This is a genomic window from Methyloversatilis discipulorum (assembly GCF_000385375.1).
GTDB classification, from domain to species: Bacteria; Pseudomonadota; Gammaproteobacteria; order Burkholderiales; family Rhodocyclaceae; genus Methyloversatilis; species Methyloversatilis discipulorum_A.
Window position 1 is genome coordinate 2,455,783 of sequence record NZ_ARVV01000001.1, and the last position, 17,064, is coordinate 2,472,846.

The 17,064-nt window shown below is 68.9% G+C and carries 15 protein-coding genes; 13 read left to right on the forward strand and 2 right to left on the reverse strand.

Annotated features, from left to right (window positions below; genetic code table 11):
- Window positions 1-46 precede the first annotated feature (46 nt).
- Genes arsS through METRZ18153_RS0111615 form a run of 8 tightly spaced genes read left to right on the forward strand, consistent with a single transcriptional unit; the run spans window position 47 to window position 8,629 of the window.
- Window positions 47-1,009, forward strand: coding sequence for an arsenosugar biosynthesis radical SAM (seleno)protein ArsS (arsS, locus tag METRZ18153_RS0111580; protein ID WP_020164889.1), 963 nt, complete (start codon window positions 47-49; stop codon window positions 1,007-1,009).
- Window positions 1,010-1,019: 10 nt separating this feature from the next.
- Window positions 1,020-2,414 carry a sodium:solute symporter family transporter gene (locus METRZ18153_RS0111585; protein ID WP_020164890.1) on the forward strand — a complete coding sequence of 465 codons (1,395 nt, stop codon included), beginning with the start codon at window positions 1,020-1,022 and terminating at the stop codon, window positions 2,412-2,414.
- Window positions 2,411-3,358: a hypothetical protein gene (locus tag METRZ18153_RS0111590; RefSeq protein WP_232416030.1), complete on the forward strand. Its 948-nt coding sequence runs from the start codon at window positions 2,411-2,413 to the stop codon at window positions 3,356-3,358. The genes METRZ18153_RS0111585 and METRZ18153_RS0111590 overlap by 4 nt, the downstream gene beginning before the upstream one ends.
- Window positions 3,355-5,505 (forward strand): FAD-dependent oxidoreductase, encoded by a 2,151-nt coding sequence (locus tag METRZ18153_RS0111595; protein ID WP_029143713.1) that lies wholly within the window; start codon window positions 3,355-3,357, stop codon window positions 5,503-5,505. The genes METRZ18153_RS0111590 and METRZ18153_RS0111595 overlap by 4 nt, the downstream gene beginning before the upstream one ends.
- A complete protein-coding gene (locus tag METRZ18153_RS0111600) occupies window positions 5,469-6,188 on the forward strand; it encodes a TIGR04283 family arsenosugar biosynthesis glycosyltransferase (protein ID WP_051091681.1) in 720 nt (239 codons plus the stop codon). The genes METRZ18153_RS0111595 and METRZ18153_RS0111600 overlap by 37 nt, the downstream gene beginning before the upstream one ends.
- Window positions 6,181-6,810 carry a TIGR04282 family arsenosugar biosynthesis glycosyltransferase gene (locus METRZ18153_RS0111605; protein WP_020164894.1) on the forward strand — a complete coding sequence of 210 codons (630 nt, stop codon included), beginning with the start codon at window positions 6,181-6,183 and terminating at the stop codon, window positions 6,808-6,810. Before METRZ18153_RS0111600 ends, METRZ18153_RS0111605 begins: the two co-directional genes overlap by 8 nt.
- On the forward strand, window positions 6,804-7,535 hold the full coding sequence (locus METRZ18153_RS0111610; protein ID WP_020164895.1) for a DUF3047 domain-containing protein: 732 nt from the start codon (window positions 6,804-6,806) through the stop codon (window positions 7,533-7,535). The genes METRZ18153_RS0111605 and METRZ18153_RS0111610 overlap by 7 nt, the downstream gene beginning before the upstream one ends.
- Window positions 7,532-8,629 carry an FAD-dependent oxidoreductase gene (locus tag METRZ18153_RS0111615; protein WP_020164896.1) on the forward strand — a complete coding sequence of 366 codons (1,098 nt, stop codon included), beginning with the start codon at window positions 7,532-7,534 and terminating at the stop codon, window positions 8,627-8,629. Before METRZ18153_RS0111610 ends, METRZ18153_RS0111615 begins: the two co-directional genes overlap by 4 nt.
- A 214-nt stretch (window positions 8,630-8,843) precedes the next feature.
- On the opposite strand, the gene METRZ18153_RS0111620 is transcribed toward METRZ18153_RS0111615, so the two are convergent.
- Window positions 8,844-9,533, reverse strand: a complete 690-nt coding sequence (locus METRZ18153_RS0111620) for an ABC transporter ATP-binding protein (protein WP_020164897.1) — start codon at window positions 9,531-9,533, stop codon at window positions 8,844-8,846.
- On the opposite strand from METRZ18153_RS0111620, the gene METRZ18153_RS0111625 reads away from it, so the two are divergent.
- Window positions 9,532-10,155: an arylesterase gene (locus METRZ18153_RS0111625; protein ID WP_020164898.1), complete on the forward strand. Its 624-nt coding sequence runs from the start codon at window positions 9,532-9,534 to the stop codon at window positions 10,153-10,155. The two genes, METRZ18153_RS0111620 and METRZ18153_RS0111625, sit on opposite strands and share 2 nt — an antisense overlap.
- Before the next feature lie 43 nt (window positions 10,156-10,198).
- On the forward strand, window positions 10,199-11,317 hold the full coding sequence (mnmH, locus tag METRZ18153_RS0111630; protein ID WP_020164899.1) for a tRNA 2-selenouridine(34) synthase MnmH: 1,119 nt from the start codon (window positions 10,199-10,201) through the stop codon (window positions 11,315-11,317).
- Here mnmH and METRZ18153_RS0111635 read toward each other — a convergent pair.
- Window positions 11,269-11,796, reverse strand: coding sequence for a class I SAM-dependent methyltransferase (locus tag METRZ18153_RS0111635; RefSeq protein ID WP_020164900.1), 528 nt, complete (start codon window positions 11,794-11,796; stop codon window positions 11,269-11,271). The two genes, mnmH and METRZ18153_RS0111635, sit on opposite strands and share 49 nt — an antisense overlap.
- Before the next feature lie 93 nt (window positions 11,797-11,889).
- On the opposite strand from METRZ18153_RS0111635, the gene METRZ18153_RS20420 reads away from it, so the two are divergent.
- The 3 genes from METRZ18153_RS20420 (at window position 11,890) to METRZ18153_RS0111650 (ending at window position 17,053) form a co-directional block, all read left to right on the forward strand.
- Complete coding sequence (locus METRZ18153_RS20420) at window positions 11,890-13,596, forward strand: sensor histidine kinase (protein WP_029143714.1); 1,707 nt, start codon at window positions 11,890-11,892, stop codon at window positions 13,594-13,596.
- 185 nt (window positions 13,597-13,781) lie between these two features.
- Window positions 13,782-16,472 carry a bifunctional acetate--CoA ligase family protein/GNAT family N-acetyltransferase gene (locus tag METRZ18153_RS0111645; protein WP_029143715.1) on the forward strand — a complete coding sequence of 897 codons (2,691 nt, stop codon included), beginning with the start codon at window positions 13,782-13,784 and terminating at the stop codon, window positions 16,470-16,472.
- Complete coding sequence (locus tag METRZ18153_RS0111650) at window positions 16,469-17,053, forward strand: DNA-3-methyladenine glycosylase I (protein WP_020164903.1); 585 nt, start codon at window positions 16,469-16,471, stop codon at window positions 17,051-17,053. Before METRZ18153_RS0111645 ends, METRZ18153_RS0111650 begins: the two co-directional genes overlap by 4 nt.
- Window positions 17,054-17,064 lie beyond the last annotated feature (11 nt).

Sequence of the window (17,064 nt, forward strand, 5' to 3'; positions counted from 1 at the left end):
GCCCGCAGGCGGTCTGCTGCCGCACAGACATCGAGGACTTCTCCGCATGCACGCCACCCTGCCGCTGCTGTCCCGCACCGACTTCCCGCCACTGCGCCGCCATCGCACCGAAGTGCTGCAGGTCAATCTGGGCTACACCTGCAACCAGAGCTGCCTGCACTGCCACGTGAATGCAGGCCCGACGCGCACCGAACAGATGAGCGCCGAGAACATCCGCGCCGTGCTCGACTTCATCCGCGCCAGCGACGTTCGTCAGCTCGATCTGACCGGCGGCGCACCGGAAATGAATCCGCACTTCCGCGCGCTGGTGGTCGAGGCGCGCGCGCTCGGCGTATCGGTGATGGACCGCTGCAACCTCACCATCCTGTCCGAACCGGGCCACGAGGGATTGGCGGCCTTCCTGGCCGAGCAGAGCGTGCAGGTGACCGCGTCGCTGCCCTGCTACCTGGAGGACAACGTCGACCGGCAGCGCGGCAGCGGCGTGTTCGCACGCAGCATCGCCGGACTGAAGCAGCTGAATGCGCTCGGCTACGGCCGGGCGGACGGCGGTCTCGAACTGAATCTGGTGTTCAACCCGCAGGGCCCCGCACTGCCACCGCCGCAGGCCCAGCTGGAAGGGGCGTATCGCGAGCACCTCGGGCGCGCATACGGCATCGTGTTCACCCGCCTGCTGACGCTGGCCAACATGCCGATCCAGCGCTTCGGCTCGACGCTGGTGTCCAAGGGTCTGTTCTCCGGCTACATGGAATTGCTGCGCGGCGCGCACCGTGACGACAACCTGCAGAACGTGATGTGCCGCAACCAGTTGAGCGTGGACTGGCAGGGCCACGTGTACGACTGCGACTTCAACCAGATGCTGGGGTTGCCGCTGCGCATCGAGGGACGGCCGCGCACCCATCTGTCGCAACTGCTGGGGCGCGATCTCGATGGCAATCCGGTGGTGGTGGCCGATCACTGCTATGGCTGTACCGCCGGACAGGGTTCGTCCTGTGGCGGCGCACTGAACTGAACGCGCCGCGATGAACGACCCTCTGCTGTTCGGCGCCGCCTTCTGGGGCTTCCTGATCCTGTACGGCGCCGGCATGTACGCGCTGTCGCCGCGCGCGGTCGGTCACGCCGGCTTCTTCCGCGGCCACGACGAAGCGGGCCGTCCGGCCGCCACATGGGCGCTCGGCGCCAGCATCTTCATTTCGTGGATATTCGCCAAGTCCATCACCAACGCGGCGAACCTCGGCGCCACCTACGGCATCGTCGGCGGCCTCGCCTACGCCACCTACTGGCTGTCCATCCCGCTCGCCGGCTGGGCCATCCTGCGGCTGCGTCGCCGGTATGCGGCGACCGGTCTGCTGTCCTTCCTGATCACCCGTTACGGCCGCCTCGCCGCGCTGGCCTTTTCGCTGGCCATTCTGGTGCGACTGTTCAACGAGGTGTGGAGCAACACCTCGGTGGTCGGCGGTTACTACGGCGAAGCGGGTTCGGCCGGCTTCATCGGCGCGGCGCTGCTGTTCACCGCGGCCACGCTGTTCTACAGCCTGAAGGGCGGACTGCGCTCGTCCATCTACACCGACGTGCTGCAGACCGTGCTGTTCGTCGGCTTCTTCGCCGTGGTCATGCTGATGGTGCTGCCCACGCACGGACCGGCGACGCTGCTGTCGACCGGCGACTGGCGCTTCGACACGGGCGTCGACCTGTTGCTGGTGGCCGCGCTGCAGGTACTGTCCTATCCCTTCCACGATCCGGTGCTGACCGATCGCGGCTTCATCACCGACGAGCGCCGCATGCTGCGCGCCTTCGTCTGGGCCGGCCTGCTCGGCTTCGCCTGCATCCTGCTGTTTTCGCTGGTGGGTGTGCACGCGCGGCTGGAAGGCATCGCCGGCGGCGACAACGTGCCGGCCGCGCTCGCCCGCAGCATGGGGCCGGCTGCGCTGTTCGTGATGACCATCGTGATGGTGGCGGCCGCCGGTTCGACGCTGGACTCGACCTTCTCTTCGGTTGCCCGCCACGTCGCGCAGGAACTGCCGCAGCTGGCCGGCCGCCCGGAGCCGGCGCGCGCCATCGGCGTCGGCATGCTGGCGATGGCGGCGATCGCGCTGCTCGGCAACATTCCGATGATCGCTGGCACCGACATCCTGAAGGCGACGACGATCAGCGGCACCATGGTGATCGGGCTTGCGCCCATCTTCCTGCTGGCCGGTTTCACGCAGCCCGGCACAAGCGCCGCCGCGTGGTCCTTCCATCTCGCCTTCTGGACCGGCATGGTGCTCGGCGTGCTGCTCGCCGCCGGCCTGATACCGGACAGCTGGGCCATCGGCAGCGGCAAGTACGCCAAGCTGCTCGGCGTCAATCTTTACGGGCTGCTGCTGTGCACGGCAGGCTATCTGCTGCCCGCCCTGCTGACACGACGGGCGACATGAATATGGACAACGACATCGCGCACGGCAGGCCCGGTCGCAGCTGCCCGCTGCACTATCGTTACGGCGCCAGCGCACTCGCCAGTAACGCGCACGACGTCGCGGCCGACACGCTGTACGTGGTCGGTGGCCTGTACGGCAACCGCCCCGCGCTCGACGCGCTCGCCTGTTTGCTGGAAGCGGAGCGCGGCCCGGTGTGCGTGCTGTTCAACGGCGACTTCCATTGGTTCGACATCGACGCCGCCCACTTTGCCGACGTGCAGCGCCGCGTGCTCGCCTTCGATGCGATCGCCGGCAATGTCGAAGCCGAACTGGCCGACGACGCAGGCGACGCCGGTTGCGGCTGCGCCTACCCGGACGAAGTGCCGGAAGCGGTGGTCACCCGCTCGAATCTGATCCACGCCCGGCTGTCACAGACCGTGCGTCACGATCCGATGTGGCGCGGCGAACTGGCGGCGCTCGACTACTGGCGCGCGGTGCGCGTCGGCGAGGCACGCGTTGGGGTGGTGCATGGCGACGCCGAGGCACTGGCTGGCTGGACCTTCGACGCACGCGCGCTGCATGACCCGGCCCAGCGTACGGCGCACGAAGCGGCCTTCGCCGCCGCCCGCTGCGACGTGTTCGCCAGCAGCCACACCTGCCTGCCCGCGCTGGCGCGCTTCAACGAAGGCGTCGTGATCAACAACGGCGCCGCCGGCATGCCCAATTTCCGCTACGCGCTGCATGGCGTCGTATCGCGCATCGCCGTAGCGCCGTCGCCGCACAGCCCTCTTTACGGTACCCGCATCCGCGGTGTGCATGTCGACGCCCTGCCGCTGCATTACGACAGCGCACGCTGGCTGGACGAATTCGACAGCCAGTGGCCGGCCGGCTCGCCAGCCGCACTGAACTACCGCGAGCGTATCCTGCACGGTCCGGCATGGACGCTGCGCGAGGCCGCGCCATGAATGCCCGCAAGCTGGCGCTGCTGCTGATCCTGCTCGCGCTGGTCGGCGCCTTCTTCGTGTTCGACCTCGGCCGCTTTTTCGATCTCGCCTGGTTCAAGGCGCAACAGCAGATGCTGAACGAGCGCGTCGCCGCTGCGCCGTGGGCGGCGGCAGCGATCTACTTCGTGGTCTATGTCGCCGTCACCGCGCTGTCCCTGCCCGGCGCCGCGGTGATGACGCTGGCCGGCGGCGCGCTGTTCGGCTTCTGGGTGGCGCTTGCGCTGGTGTCCTTCGCCTCCAGCCTGGGCGCCCTGCTCGCCTTCCTGATCGCGCGTTTCCTGCTGCGCGACTGGGTGCAGACCCGGGTCGGCAGGTCGCTCGACGCGATCAACCGCGGCATCGAGCGTGACGGCGCCCTCTACCTGTTCACCTTGCGTCTGGTGCCGGCCTTCCCCTTCTTCGTCATCAACCTGGCGATGGCACTGACCCGGCTGCCGGCACGCACCTTCTACTGGGTGAGCCAGGTCGGCATGCTGGCCGGTACCGCGGTCTACGTGAATGCGGGCACCCAGCTCGCGCAGATCGACTCGCTCGCCGGCATCCTGTCGCCCGGCCTGATCGGCGCCTTCGTACTGCTCGGCCTGTTCCCGCTGATTGCGCGCAGGCTGATAGACATCGTGCGCGCCCGCGCCGTCTACAAGCGCTGGCCGCGGCCGGCGCGCTTCGACCACAACGTGGTGGTGATCGGCGGCGGCAGCGCCGGGCTGGTCACCGCCTACATCGCGGCTGCCGTGAAGGCCAGCGTCGCGCTGATCGAGAAGCACCGCATGGGCGGGGACTGCCTGAACACCGGCTGCGTGCCGTCGAAGGCGCTCATCCGCTCGGCGCGCTTCATCGCGCAGGCGGCGAAGGCGCAGTCGCTGGGCATGAAGTCGGCGCCGGTCGATTTCGATTTTGCCGACGTGATGGAACGGGTCGCGCGCGTCGTACGTACGATAGAGCCGCACGACTCGGTCGAACGCTACCGCGCGCTCGGTGTCGAGTGCGTGCAGGGCGATGCACGCATCACCTCGCCATGGACAGTCGAGGTCTACGCAGAAGACGGTCGCGCGCGCACGCTGAGCGCACGCAACATCGTCATCGCCGCCGGCGCCCGACCCTTCGTGCCGCCGATACCGGGCATAGACCGGATCGAGGTACTGACCTCGGACACCGTGTGGTCACTGCGCACGCTGCCGCAACGCCTGCTGGTACTGGGCGGCGGGCCGATAGGGTGCGAGCTGGCGCAGGCCTTCGCCCGCTTCGGTGCGACGGTGACCCAGGTCGAGATGGCAGAGCGGCTGATGCTGCGCGAGGATCCCGAAGTGTCGGCGCTGGTCGAGAAACAGTTCGCCGCCGATGGTGTGCAGGTGCTCACCCGGCACAAGGCGGCACGCTTCGCGCTCGAGGGCGACGAGCGCGTGCTGTACGCCGAAGGCCCGGCCGGCGAAGTGCGTATCGTCTTCGACGCGCTGCTGTGCGCGGTCGGCCGCACGCCGAACGTGAGCGGCTACGGGCTGGAGGAACTGGGCATCGCGCTGCGCCCGAACCGCACGGTCGACACCAACGACTACCTGCAGACGCTGTATCCCAACATCTACGCCTGCGGCGACGTGACCGGCCCTTACCAGTTCACCCACATGGCGGCGCATCAGGCCTGGTATGCGGCGGTCAATGCGCTGTTCGGCCGCTTCCGCCGTTTCCGCGTGGACTATTCGGTCGTCCCCTGGGCCACCTTCACCGAACCCGAGGTGGCCCGCGTCGGCCTCAACGAAAGCGAAGCCACTGAAAAGGGCGTGCCCTTCGAGGTGACCGTCTATGGCCTCGACGACCTCGACCGCGCGATCGCCGACGAGGCCGCACACGGCTTCGTCAAAGTGCTGACGGTGCCCGGCCGCGACCGCATCCTGGGTGTCACCATCGTCGGCGAACACGCCGGCGAACTGATCGCCGAATACGTGCTGGCCATGCGCCACGGACTGGGTCTGAACAAGCTGCTGGGCACGATACACATCTACCCGACCATGAACGAGGCGAACAAGTACGCCGCCGGCGTCTGGAAGCGCGCGCACGCGCCGCGGAAGCTGCTCGAATGGGTCGGCCGCTATCACGCATGGATGCGCGGGTGAGCCGGCTGTCCATCGTCGTGCCGGTGCTGGACGAGGCGCCGGGCATCGTCGCGACGCTGCAGGCACTGCAGCCGCTGCGCGCATCCGGCGCGCAGATCGTCGTTGCCGACGGCGGCAGCCGCGACGACAGCTGCGCGCTGGCGCGGCCCTTGTGCGATGTGCTCGTCGTGTCGTCACGCGGCCGCGCGCTGCAGATGAATGCCGGCGCTGCGCATGCCCGCGGCGAGGTGCTGCTCTTCCTGCACGCCGACAGCACGCTGCCGGACGGCGCGCCCTTGCTGATCGACAACGCGCTCGACAGCGGTGCGCAGTGGGGCCGCTTCGACGTCGCGATCGAAGGCCGTTCTCCGCTGCTGCGCGTGGTCGCCTTCATGATGAATCTGCGCTCGCGCCTGAGCGGCATCGCGACTGGCGACCAGGCGATGTTCTGTACGCGCGCGCTGTTCGATCACCTGGGCGGCTTCGCGCCGATCGCGCTGATGGAAGACATCGATTTCTCGCGCCGCGCACTGAGCCTCAGCGCGCCTGCCTGTCTGCGCGCACGCGTGCGCACCTCGGGACGCCGCTGGGAGAAGCACGGCGTGCTGCGCACCGTGTGGCTGATGTGGCGGCTGCGCCTGCGCTATTTTTTCGGTGCCGACCCGCAGACGCTGGCGCGCAGCTACCGGCCGCACCATGACTGAGTCGACGGCGGTACTGGTGTTTGCCCGCGCGCCGGTGCCGGGCGCTGCAAAGACGCGGCTGATGCCGGCGCTCGGCGCCGACGGCGCGGCGCGCGCCAGCGCGGCCCTGACACGGCGTGCGCTGCGCACCGCGGCCGATGCACGCCTTGGCGCAGTCGAACTGTGGTGCGCGCCCGACTGCAGCCACCCCTTCTTCGCCGACTGCGCTTTCGAGTTCGGGGTCACGCTGCATGCGCAGTCGGCGGGCGACGTCGGCCAGCGCATGGCGCAGGCCTTCGACGACGCACTGGGGCGGCATGCGCGGGTGGTACTGATCGGCGCCGACGCGGTGTCGCTGCAGGCGGCCGATCTGGCCGCCGCGGCAATGGCGCTGAACGGGCACGACGCGGCCTTTGCGCCGGCCGAGGACGGCGGCTACCTGCTGGTCGCGCTGCGCAGCCGGCAGCCCGCCTTGTTCGACGGCCCGGCCTGGGGCAGCTCGTCGGTATGGACGCAGACCTGTGCACGCCTCGACGCGCAGGGTCTGCGCACCTGCGTGCTGCCGACCGGCTACGACGTCGATCACCCGGCCGACTGGCAGCGCGCGCTGCGCGAGGGCCTGCTGGAGGGCGGCGCATGCTGACCCGCCTGCGCCTGCTGCTGTGGGCGACTGCGCTGGCGCTGGCCGGCGAAGTGTGTGCGGGCGGCGCGCTGCCGCGCTTTTCGGCGCAGTCCGCTGGTGCCGCCATCGCCGGCTGGACACCGTGGACGCTGGGCGGCAAGGCCGCGCCCGCGGATTTCCGCCTGACCGGACTGGACGGGCAGACGGTACTGCGCGCCGAAGCCGTCAATGCCGCGTCGGCGCTGATCCACGCCGGTCGCTTCGACACCGCCGCAACACCCTGGCTGAACTGGCGCTGGCGCGCCGACCGCCTGCCGACCGGCAACCGCTTCGCGACGCGCGACGGCGACGACTACGTGCTGCGCGTCTATGTGCTGTTCGACTACGACATCGCCAAGCTGCCCTTCGGCGCCCGCACGAAGCTGCGCATCGCCCGCGCGCTGCACGGCGATCAGGTGCCCGCCGCGGTGCTCTGCTACGTGTGGGACAACCGCGTGCAACCCGGCACGCGCGCCTGGAGTGCCTACACCGACCGCGTGCGCATGATCGCGGTGGAAGGCGACGGCTCGCCGACCGGTGTCTGGCGCAGCGCCAGCCGCAATCTGCGCGACGACTTCCGCGAAGCCTTCGGCGAGGACGCTCCGCCGGTCATCGGCGTCGTCGTCGCGGCCGATACCGACAACACCGCCGGCAGTTCGCTCGGCCATTTCGGCGACCTGTCGCTCGACGCCCAGCCGCTGCCATGACAAAGCTGGTGCTGCTCGGCGGTGGCCACGCCCACCTCTTCGTGCTCGAAGCCTTCGCCCGGCAGCGGCCGGATGCCGACATCAGGCTGATCACGCCCGAGGCGCTGACGCCCTACTCCGGCATGCTGCCGGGCGTACTGGCCGGTCATTACCGCGCGCGCCAGGCCTGCATCGACCTGCGGCCGCTGGCCGACCGTGCGGCTTGTCTGCTGACGCTGGACAGCGCGGTCGGGCTCGATGCCGCGCGTCGCCGGATCACGCTGACCGGCGGCGAAGTGATCGACTACGACCTGCTGTCCATGGATACCGGCTCGACACCCCGTCGCCCCGATGTGCCGGGTGCGGCCGAGAACGCACACGCGGTGAAACCGATAGCCGGCCTGCTCGCGCGCTGCGCTGACGCGGTGCCGCGCGCCATCGCCGTGCTGGGCGCAGGTGCCGCCGGCGTCGAAGTGGCGATGGCGCTGCATTACCGCTGGCCGGCAGCACGCTGCTCGCTGGTCGAACGCGGCACGGCGCCGCTCGAAGGTCTTGGCGCGCGGCTGCAGCGCAGCGTCGGTGCCGAACTTGCGCACCAGCAGATCGAGGTCGTCGCCGGTGCCGAAATCACGCGGATCGACGCGAGCGCCATCGGGCTGGAAGACGGCCGCACCATCGCCAGCGATTTCACCGTGCTCGCCACCGGCGCCGCCGCACCCGCCTGGCTGCGGGACAGCGGACTGGCGCTCGACGCGCGCGGCTTCATCGAGGTCGGTGCCACGCTGCAGTCGACCTCGCACCCCGAGGTGTTTGCCGCCGGCGACGTCGCAACACTGAGTGCTTCGCCGCGACCGAAGTCCGGTGTCTATGCGGTACGCGCCGGGCCTCCGCTGGCCACCAACATCGCACGCATGCTGGCCGGCCAGCCGCCGCTCGACTGGCACGCGCAGCGGCACGCACTGATGCTGCTCGCCTGCGGCCGCCGCCACGCCATCGCCGCCCGCGGCGGATGGGTGCTCAAGGGCGACTGGGTATGGCGCTGGAAGGACGCGATAGACCGCGGCTTCGTGCGCCGTTTCGATCCGCGGGCCGATATTGCGGCTGACATGGGCTGAGCGAGGGCAGAGGCACCGCGCGTGTGCGGAAGCCGTGTCGCGGCCAAGGCCGCTCCCACAAGGGGAGGCGCCCGATCCGTGGCCGGAGCCCGGTCGGGGCTCCGTGGGAGGGGTCTTGACCCCGACAGCAGCCTGAATCGAAGCCTGCAGTATGAAGCGGCCGTGTCGCGGCCAAGGCCGCTCCAACGATCCGCGCACGGGCACGCTCAGGCCGCTACGCCATCATCCGCCCGGCAGACAGCCGGATGCGCCGGCTGCAGCGCGCAGCGAGCGCTTCGTCGTGCGTCACCAGCACCAGGGTCGTGCCCTGTTCGGCGTTCATTTCGAACATCAGGTCGATGATGGAGGCACCGGTCGCCGCGTCGAGATTGCCGGTCGGTTCGTCGGCCAGCAGCAGCTGCGGCTCGGGCGCGAAGGCGCGGGCAAGCGCGACGCGCTGCTGTTCGCCGCCCGAAAGCTGACGCGGATAATGGGTCAGCCGGCTGCCGAGGCCGACACGTTCGAGCAACGCGACCGAGCGCTCGCGCACGCGCTCGGCATTGGCCAGTTCCAGCGGCAGCATGACGTTCTCGAGCGCGGTCAGTGCCGGCAGCAGCTGGAAGGACTGGAACACGAAGCCCACCTTGTCACCGCGCAGTTCGGCCCGCGCGTCCTCGTCGAGCGCGAAGATGTCCTGACCGGCGATGCGAACCGAACCGCTACTCGGCAGGTCAAGACCGGCAAGCAGCCCGAGCAGCGTCGACTTGCCCGAACCGCTGGCACCGACGATGGCCAAGGCCTCGCCGGCACCGACCTCGAAGGCGATATCCTGAAGGATCTGCAGCGGCGCATTGCCGCTGCTGACCTGTTTTCCCAGCCCGCTGACTTCGAGCAGCGGGCCTGATTGCGGAGTGTCTGTAGGCATGAAGAAGCTTTTCTGGTCCCTGTTCGTCCTGTTGTTCGCCGCCATGCCCGTCGCCGCGCAGACCGTGCTGGTGGTCGGCGACAGCCTGTCGGCCGGCTACGGCCTGCGCCAGCAGGAGGCCTGGCCGGTATTGCTCGGCGACAGGCTGAAGCAGTCCGGTTACGGTCATGCGGTGGTCAATGCCAGCACCAGCGGCGACACCACCGCCAACGGATTGTCGCGCATCGACGCCGCACTGGCCGCGCACAAGCCTGCCATCGTCATCATCGCACTCGGCGCCAATGACGGCCTGCGCGGCCTGTCGCTGAAAACGATGCGCGACAACCTGGAAAGCATGACGCGCAAGGCGCAGGCTGGAGGCGCCAAGGTGCTGATCGCCGGCATGCAGCTGCCGCCGAACTACGGCCCCGACTACACGCAAAAGTTCGCCGCCACCTTTTCCGAGGTGGCAAAGTCCACCGGCTCGGCGCTGCTGCCCTTCCTGCTCGACGGCTTCGCCACCGATCCGCAGCAGTTTCTGCCGGACGGCATCCATCCTGTTGCTGCGGCGCAGCCGCGCATCGTGGACAATGTATGGACGCCGCTCCGCTCCCTGATCGGCAAGCCGCTGGCGCGGCGCTGAGCGCGCCGCCGCGCACACCACGAACAGACAGGACATCCGCTGCATGAACGCCCCTTCCGGCCAGCGCCGCCCGGCCGGCATCGCCCAGGTCGACCAGCTGTACGGCTTCGACGCCATCATCGACACCCGTTCGCCCGCCGAATTCGCACTCGACCATGTACCGGGCGCCATCAACTGCCCGGCGCTCGACAACGAACAGCGGGCGGAGATCGGCACGCTCTACAAGCAGGTGTCGCCCTTTGTCGCGAGGCGTCGCGGCGCGGCGCTGGTGGCGATCAACATCGGCCGTCACCTGCTCGAACGCTTCCAGGACAAGGGGCCGGACTGGCGGCCGCTGATCTACTGCTGGCGCGGCGGCAAGCGCAGCGGCGCCTTCGTCACCATATTCCGTCAGGTCGGCTGGGACGCCCACCAGCTCGACGGCGGCTACAAGGCCTACCGGCGCGAAGTGCTGGCACGGCTGGCGGCACTGCCGGCCGCCTTCGACTTCCGCGTCGTCAGCGGCCCGACCGGCAGCGCGAAGAGCCGCGTGCTCGAACGCCTTGCCGCACGCGGCGAACAGGTGCTGGATCTGGAAGCGCTGGCGGCGCACAAGGGCTCGGTGCTCGGTCGCCAGCCCGGCGTCGACCAGCCACCGCAGAAACTGTTCGAGTCGCGCCTGCTGCACGCGCTGTCGGCGCTCGACCCGGCGCGCCCGGTGTTCGCCGAGGCGGAAAGCCGCCGCATCGGTCTGGTCACTGTGCCGGACGCGCTGATCGAGCGGTTACGCGCCGCACCCTGCATCCGCATCGACGTGCCGGCTACGGCGCGCACCGAATTCCTGCTGCGCGACTACGACTACATGACGCAGGACGCCGAGTCGCTGATCGAGCGGCTGGAGCGCCTGACCGAGCTGCGCGGCCGCGACACCGTGGCGGCGTGGTCCGCACTCGCGCGTTCGGGGCAGTGGGCCGAGCTGGTTGCGAGCCTGCTCGGACAGCACTACGACCCGCTGTACCGCCGCTCGCAGTCGAACAACTTCAGCCGCCACACCGATGCCCCGACCGTCGCCGCCGAGCGGCTGGACGATGCCGGCATCGATAGTCTGGCCGGGCAGATCGCAGTCGCCTCGGGTCAGTTCAGCACCGGCAGCACGTCCGAGCGCACCGCGCAGATGCGCTGAATCATCGCCGGCGCCGGACGGGCGATCTCGCCCTGTTCGAAAGCGATCACGCTGCCCCAGCTGCGCACCCAGTCCAGCAGCTCATGCGGCCGCAGCAGGAAATCCGGGTTCGACGGCTTGCCGAAACGCGCGTTGCCGTCCATGAAAGTTTCGTAGATCAGCAGGCCGCCCGGCTTGAGCAGCGCGGCGACACGATCCAGCCGCGGCCGGAACAGGTAGCGGGTCACCACCACCGCATCGAAGCAGGCTTCGCCCCAGGGCCAGTCGCCGCCCTCAAGGTCGGCGCACAGCGTGCGGATGCTCGGCTGCCCGTCCAGCGTTGCCAGCGCCGCGGCGTCACGGTCGGCCGCCAGCACGTTCAGGTCGCGTCCCGCCAGCCAGCGCGCGTGGCGACCACCGCCGCAGGCAAGATCGAGCACGTCGGCGCCGCGCGGGATCAGTGCGCCGAAACGCACCACCCAGTCCGACGCGTCCTGCATTGAAAAATGAGGATGAGATGCCATCTGCGGGCCCTTATTCGGGTTTTCGTGTCGAGGGGTCGCATTATCATCCCGGGGATACCAAGGACAATAATGTTCCGCTCTCCGGACCTTCCGCCGCCCACCCGTGGCGCGCGGACATTCTTTCTGTGGCGCGCATTGCCGCTCGCCCTGCTCGCCGCAGCGCTCGCCGCCACCGAGTCGCTGCCGGTCGGGCTCGCGGTGCTGGCCGCCAGCCTCGGCATCGGCGTGCTCGCGCTGCGCGAACAGGACCGGCTGGCGCGGGAGGTCGAACAGCACCGGCTCGACGCCGCCCGCCTGCGCGACTACACCGACCTTGCCACCGACTGGCACTGGGAAACCGATGCCGCACTCCGGCTGCAGTACTCGCGCGCCGAAGGTCACCTGGCCAGCGCACTCGACCAGCGCGCCGTGCGCAACCGTCGCCTGTGGGAGATCAACGCCCTGTCGCCGGTGCACGGCGACTGGGAGGAATGTCATCGCCAGTTCCAGAGCGGCAAATCGCTGCAGCTTCATCTGGTGCTGCACCGGCCGGACGGCGTAGTGCGCCACATCGAGCTGCGCGGGCGCCCGATCACCGACGGCAGCGGCCAGCTGTGCGGCTATCGCGGCACCGGCCGCGACGAGACCGCCTTCGTGCAGTCGACCCGGGCACTGCGCGAGGTCGAGACGCGACACCGCGAAATGGTGAATCACCTGCGCGAAGTCATCTTCCGCATCGACGCACGCGGCCGCTTCACCTACCTTAACCGCGCCTGGGAAACCTTGACCGGCCAGCCGGTGAATCAGGCCATCGGCCAGCGCATCCTGCGCTGGCTCAGCAAGGACGAGGCGCGCTATCTGCTCGCGCGGCTGGAGCCCATGCTCGACGGCCGCCGCGACTCGATGCAGATCGAGGTGCGTACCGGTACCGGCAGCGCGTCGGCGCGCTGGCTGGAAATCGCCATCGGTGCCCGTTTCGACGGCAATGGCAAGCTCGAAAGCCTGTCCGGCAGCATCGAGGACATCACCCAGCGCAAACAGGCCGAAGCGACGCTGTACGACATGAATGCGGAGCTGGAGCGCCGCGTGAAGCGCCGAACCGCCGAGCTGGAGGCGTCCAACCGCGAACTGGAGGCCTTCTCGTACTCGGTGTCGCACGACCTGCGCAACCCGCTGCGCGCCATCGACGGCTTTTCACAGATCATCATGGAAGACTATGGCGACCAGCTGGATGCGCAGGCGCACAGCCATCTCGCGCGCATCCGCGCCGCCTCGCAGAAGCTGTCGACGCTGATCGACGACCTGCTCGAACTGGGCCGGCTCACGCGCACGCCGATCAGCCGCGCCGAGGTCGACCTGTCGGCGCTGGCGCGCGCCATCATGCGCGACCTGCGTGCGGAATCGCCGGAACGCGAGGGCAAGCTGGCCATCGGCATGCACCTGATGGCGCGCGTCGACCCGATGCTGGCGCGCGTGCTGCTGGAACACCTGCTGCGCAACGCCTGGACCTTCACCGCCGGCCGCGAAACCGCGGAAATCGAGTTCGACGCCCGCCTGCGCAACCGTGAAGTGGTGTTCCACATCCGCGACAACGGCATCGGCTTCGACATGGCGCACGCGGCACAGCTGTTCAAGCCTTTCAACCGGCTGCACGACCAATCGGACCGCAGCGGCACCGGCATCGGTCTGGCCACCGTGCAGCGCATCGTCAACCGCCACGGCGGCCGCATCTGGGCCGAAGGCGCCCCGGACAAGGGCGCCTGCTTCTACTTCACGCTGCCCGATCCGACACACTGACGGCTGCCGGCGCAAGGATGTAGGCTGCGCACCACACTCGCCGCGAAGTGTGGATTTCCACAAGCGGCATTTATGTTGCAATGCAATATACTGGGGTCCAACGTGCACGGGCGCACTGCTCACGGAAGCGCACAAGGCGGACACCCCACACTGCCTGAAAGCCTTCCCAGACACGGGAGTTCATGATGCAGTACGAGCACTATCTCAAATCCATGTTCGAGCCGCAGTCGGTGGCCATCATCGGCGCCAGCGAGCGGCCGGACTCGATCGGCGCGGTCATCGTCCGCAACATGCTGGACGCGCAGTTCAGTGGCGAACTGCATGCCATCAATCCGAAACACAAGGCGGTCTTCGGCGTGCCCTGCGTGGCGCGCATCGACGACCTGCGCAAGCGGCCCGACCTCGTCATCATCTGCACGCCGGCGCGCACGGTGCCCGGCCTGATCGACGAATGCGGTCGCGCCGGCATCAAGGCGGCCATCGTTATCAGCGCCGGTTTCGCCGAAACCGGCCCGGCCGGCGCCGAACTGGTGCGCCGCACCCGCTCCGCCGCCAAGCGCAACGGCGTGCGCATCATCGGGCCCAACTGCTTGGGCCTGATGCGCCCGTCTCTGGGTCTCAACGCCACTTTTGCGCGCTCGCCCGGCAAGGCGGGCAGCATCGGCCTCATTTCGCAGTCGGGCGCCGTGTGCACCGCACTGCTCGACTGGGCGCAATCGAACGGCGTCGGCTTCTCGACCGTCGTGTCGCTGGGCGCCTCGATCGACCTCGATTTCGGTGAAATCCTCGACTACATGATTGCCGACCCGAAGACGGAAAGCATCTTCATGTACATCGAGGGCATACGCGACGCGCGCCGCTTCATGAGCGCGGTGCGCGCGGCCGCCCGCGTCAAGCCGGTGCTGGCGATCAAGGTCGGCCGTCATCCGGCCGGCACCAAGGCGGTCGCTTCGCACACGGGCGCCATGGTGGGCGCCGACGACGTGTTCGACGCCGCGCTGCGCCGCGCCGGCGTCGTGCGGCTGTCCACGCTGGGCCAGATGTTCTCGGCCGCCAATGCGCTGTTCACCGGCTTCAAGCCGGCCGGCAAGCGGCTGGCGGTCGTCACCAACGGCGGCGGGCCGGGCGTGATGGCCGCCGACCGTGCAGCCGACCTCGGCATTCCGCTCGCCCAGCTGGCGCCGGAAACGCTGGAAGTGCTCAACCGTACGCTGCCGCCGACCTGGTCGCACGCCAACCCGATCGACCTGATCGGCGACGCCGACGATGCGCGCTACCGCGCGGCGCTCGAAGCGGTTCTGGCCGACCCCGGCGTCGATGGCGTGCTGACGCTGCTGACGCCGCAGGCGATGACGCATCCGACCGCGGTGGCGGAAGCGGTGATCGACATCGCCAAGACCGCCAACAAGCCGCTGATGACCTGCTGGATGGGTTGCGACCAGGTACGCGCCGCGCGCTCGCTGTTCGAGGCCGCACACATTCCGACCTTCCGCTCGCCGGAGCCGGCGGTCGAGCTGTTCCATCACATCTCCTCCTACTACCGCAACCAGCAGCTGCTGCGCCACGCGCCGGCGTCGCTGGCGCAGGACCTCGATCCGCCGTCGGTGGAATCGGCCCGGCTGGTGATCGAAACCGCGCTGTCCGAGCGGCGCACCGTGCTGACCGAGATGGAATCGAAGGCGCTGCTCGCCGCCTTCCGGATACCGATCGCGCAAACCGTGGTTGCGCGGAGCGCCACCGAGGCCATGGTGTACGCCGAAGAGATGGGGCTGCCGGTGGCGATGAAGATCGATTCGCCGGACATCACGCACAAGAGCGACGTCGGCGGCGTGCGCCTGCATGTCGACAACCTGCGTTCGGTACGCGACTGCTGGCAGGAACTGATGGCCGAAGTCGGCCGCCGCAAGCCGGACGCCCGCCTGCGCGGCGTGTCGATCGAGCCGATGGTGAACAAGCGCAATGCGCGCGAGCTGTTCGTCGGCGTGGTGCACGACGACGTGTTCGGCCCGGTGATCAGCTTCGGGCATGGCGGTACGCGGGTCGAGGTGCTGCGCGACCGTGCGGTCACTTTGCCGCCGATCAACGTCGAACTGGCGCGCGACGCCATCCAGCGCACCCGCGTGTCGGCCATGCTGGGCGAGTTCCGCGGCATGCCCGCGATCGACATGGAAGCGCTCGAACGGGTGCTGATCCGCGTGTCGGAAATGGTGTGCGAGCTGCCGTGGATACGCGAGATGGACATCAATCCGCTGCTGGTCGACGAAAGCGGCTGCGTGGCGGTGGACGCCCGCATCATCCTCGCCGACGTGCAGCCGACGGCCACGCCCTACTCGCACATGGCCATCCACCCGTACCCGGCACGGCTGGAGCACGTGGTGAACCTGCCCAACGGCACGCGCGCCATCATCCGCCCGATCCGGCCGGAAGACGCCGACCGTGAAGCCAAGTTCGTACGCGAGCTGTCGGCGGAAACCCGCTACCTGCGCTTCATGAGCACGATCAAGGAACTGCCGCCGCAGTTGCTGGCGCGTCTGACGCAGATCGACTACGACCGCGAAATGGCGCTGGTCGCGGTCAGCGAGGGCGAAACCGAGGAACAGCTGGGGGTCTGTCGCTACGTGGTGAATCCCGATGGCGAAACCTGCGAATTCGCCATCGTGATCGCCGACGCCTGGCAGCGTCAGGGCCTGGCCCGCATCATGATGAATCTGCTGATCGAAGCGGCGCGCGAGCGCGGCCTCAAGGTGATGGAAGGCGTCTTCCTCGCCAACAACGAACGCATGCTGCGTTTCGTGCAGAGCCTGGGCTTCCACATCAACCGCGATCCCGAGGACAGTTCGCTGGTGAATGGCGAACTGCTGCTGCGCCCGGCATGAGTGCGGCGCCCGCCCGTTGCACGTGGTGCGGGCAGGATCCGCTCTACGTCGAGTACCACGACAGCGAGTGGGGCGTGCCGGTGCGCGACGAACGCGAGCTGTTCGAGCGCCTGATACTGGAAGGTGCGCAGGCCGGACTGGCCTGGATCACGATACTGCGCAAGCGCGACGGCTACCGCCGCGCCTTCGCCGGCTTCGACGCACAGCGCATCGCCCGCTATGACGAAGACGACCGCGCGCGGCTGATGGCTGACGCCGGCATCGTGCGCAACCGGCTCAAGATCGACGCCACCATAGGCAATGCGCGCGCGCTGCTCGCGCTGCACGAGCGCGGCGGATCGCTGAGCGATCTGCTGTGGGACGCCGTCGGCGGACAACCGATGGTGAATCACTGGCGGCGCCTCGGCGACTGCCCGTCGAGCACACCGCTGTCCGACCAGCTGTCGAAGGAACTGGCGCGGCTGGGCTTCCGCTTCGTCGGCAGCACCATCGTCTATGCCTGGATGCAATCGGTGGGCGTCGTGAACGACCACCTGGTCGACTGCTTCCGCCATCGCGAACTGATCCGTCCGCTGGACTGAAACCGCCGGCG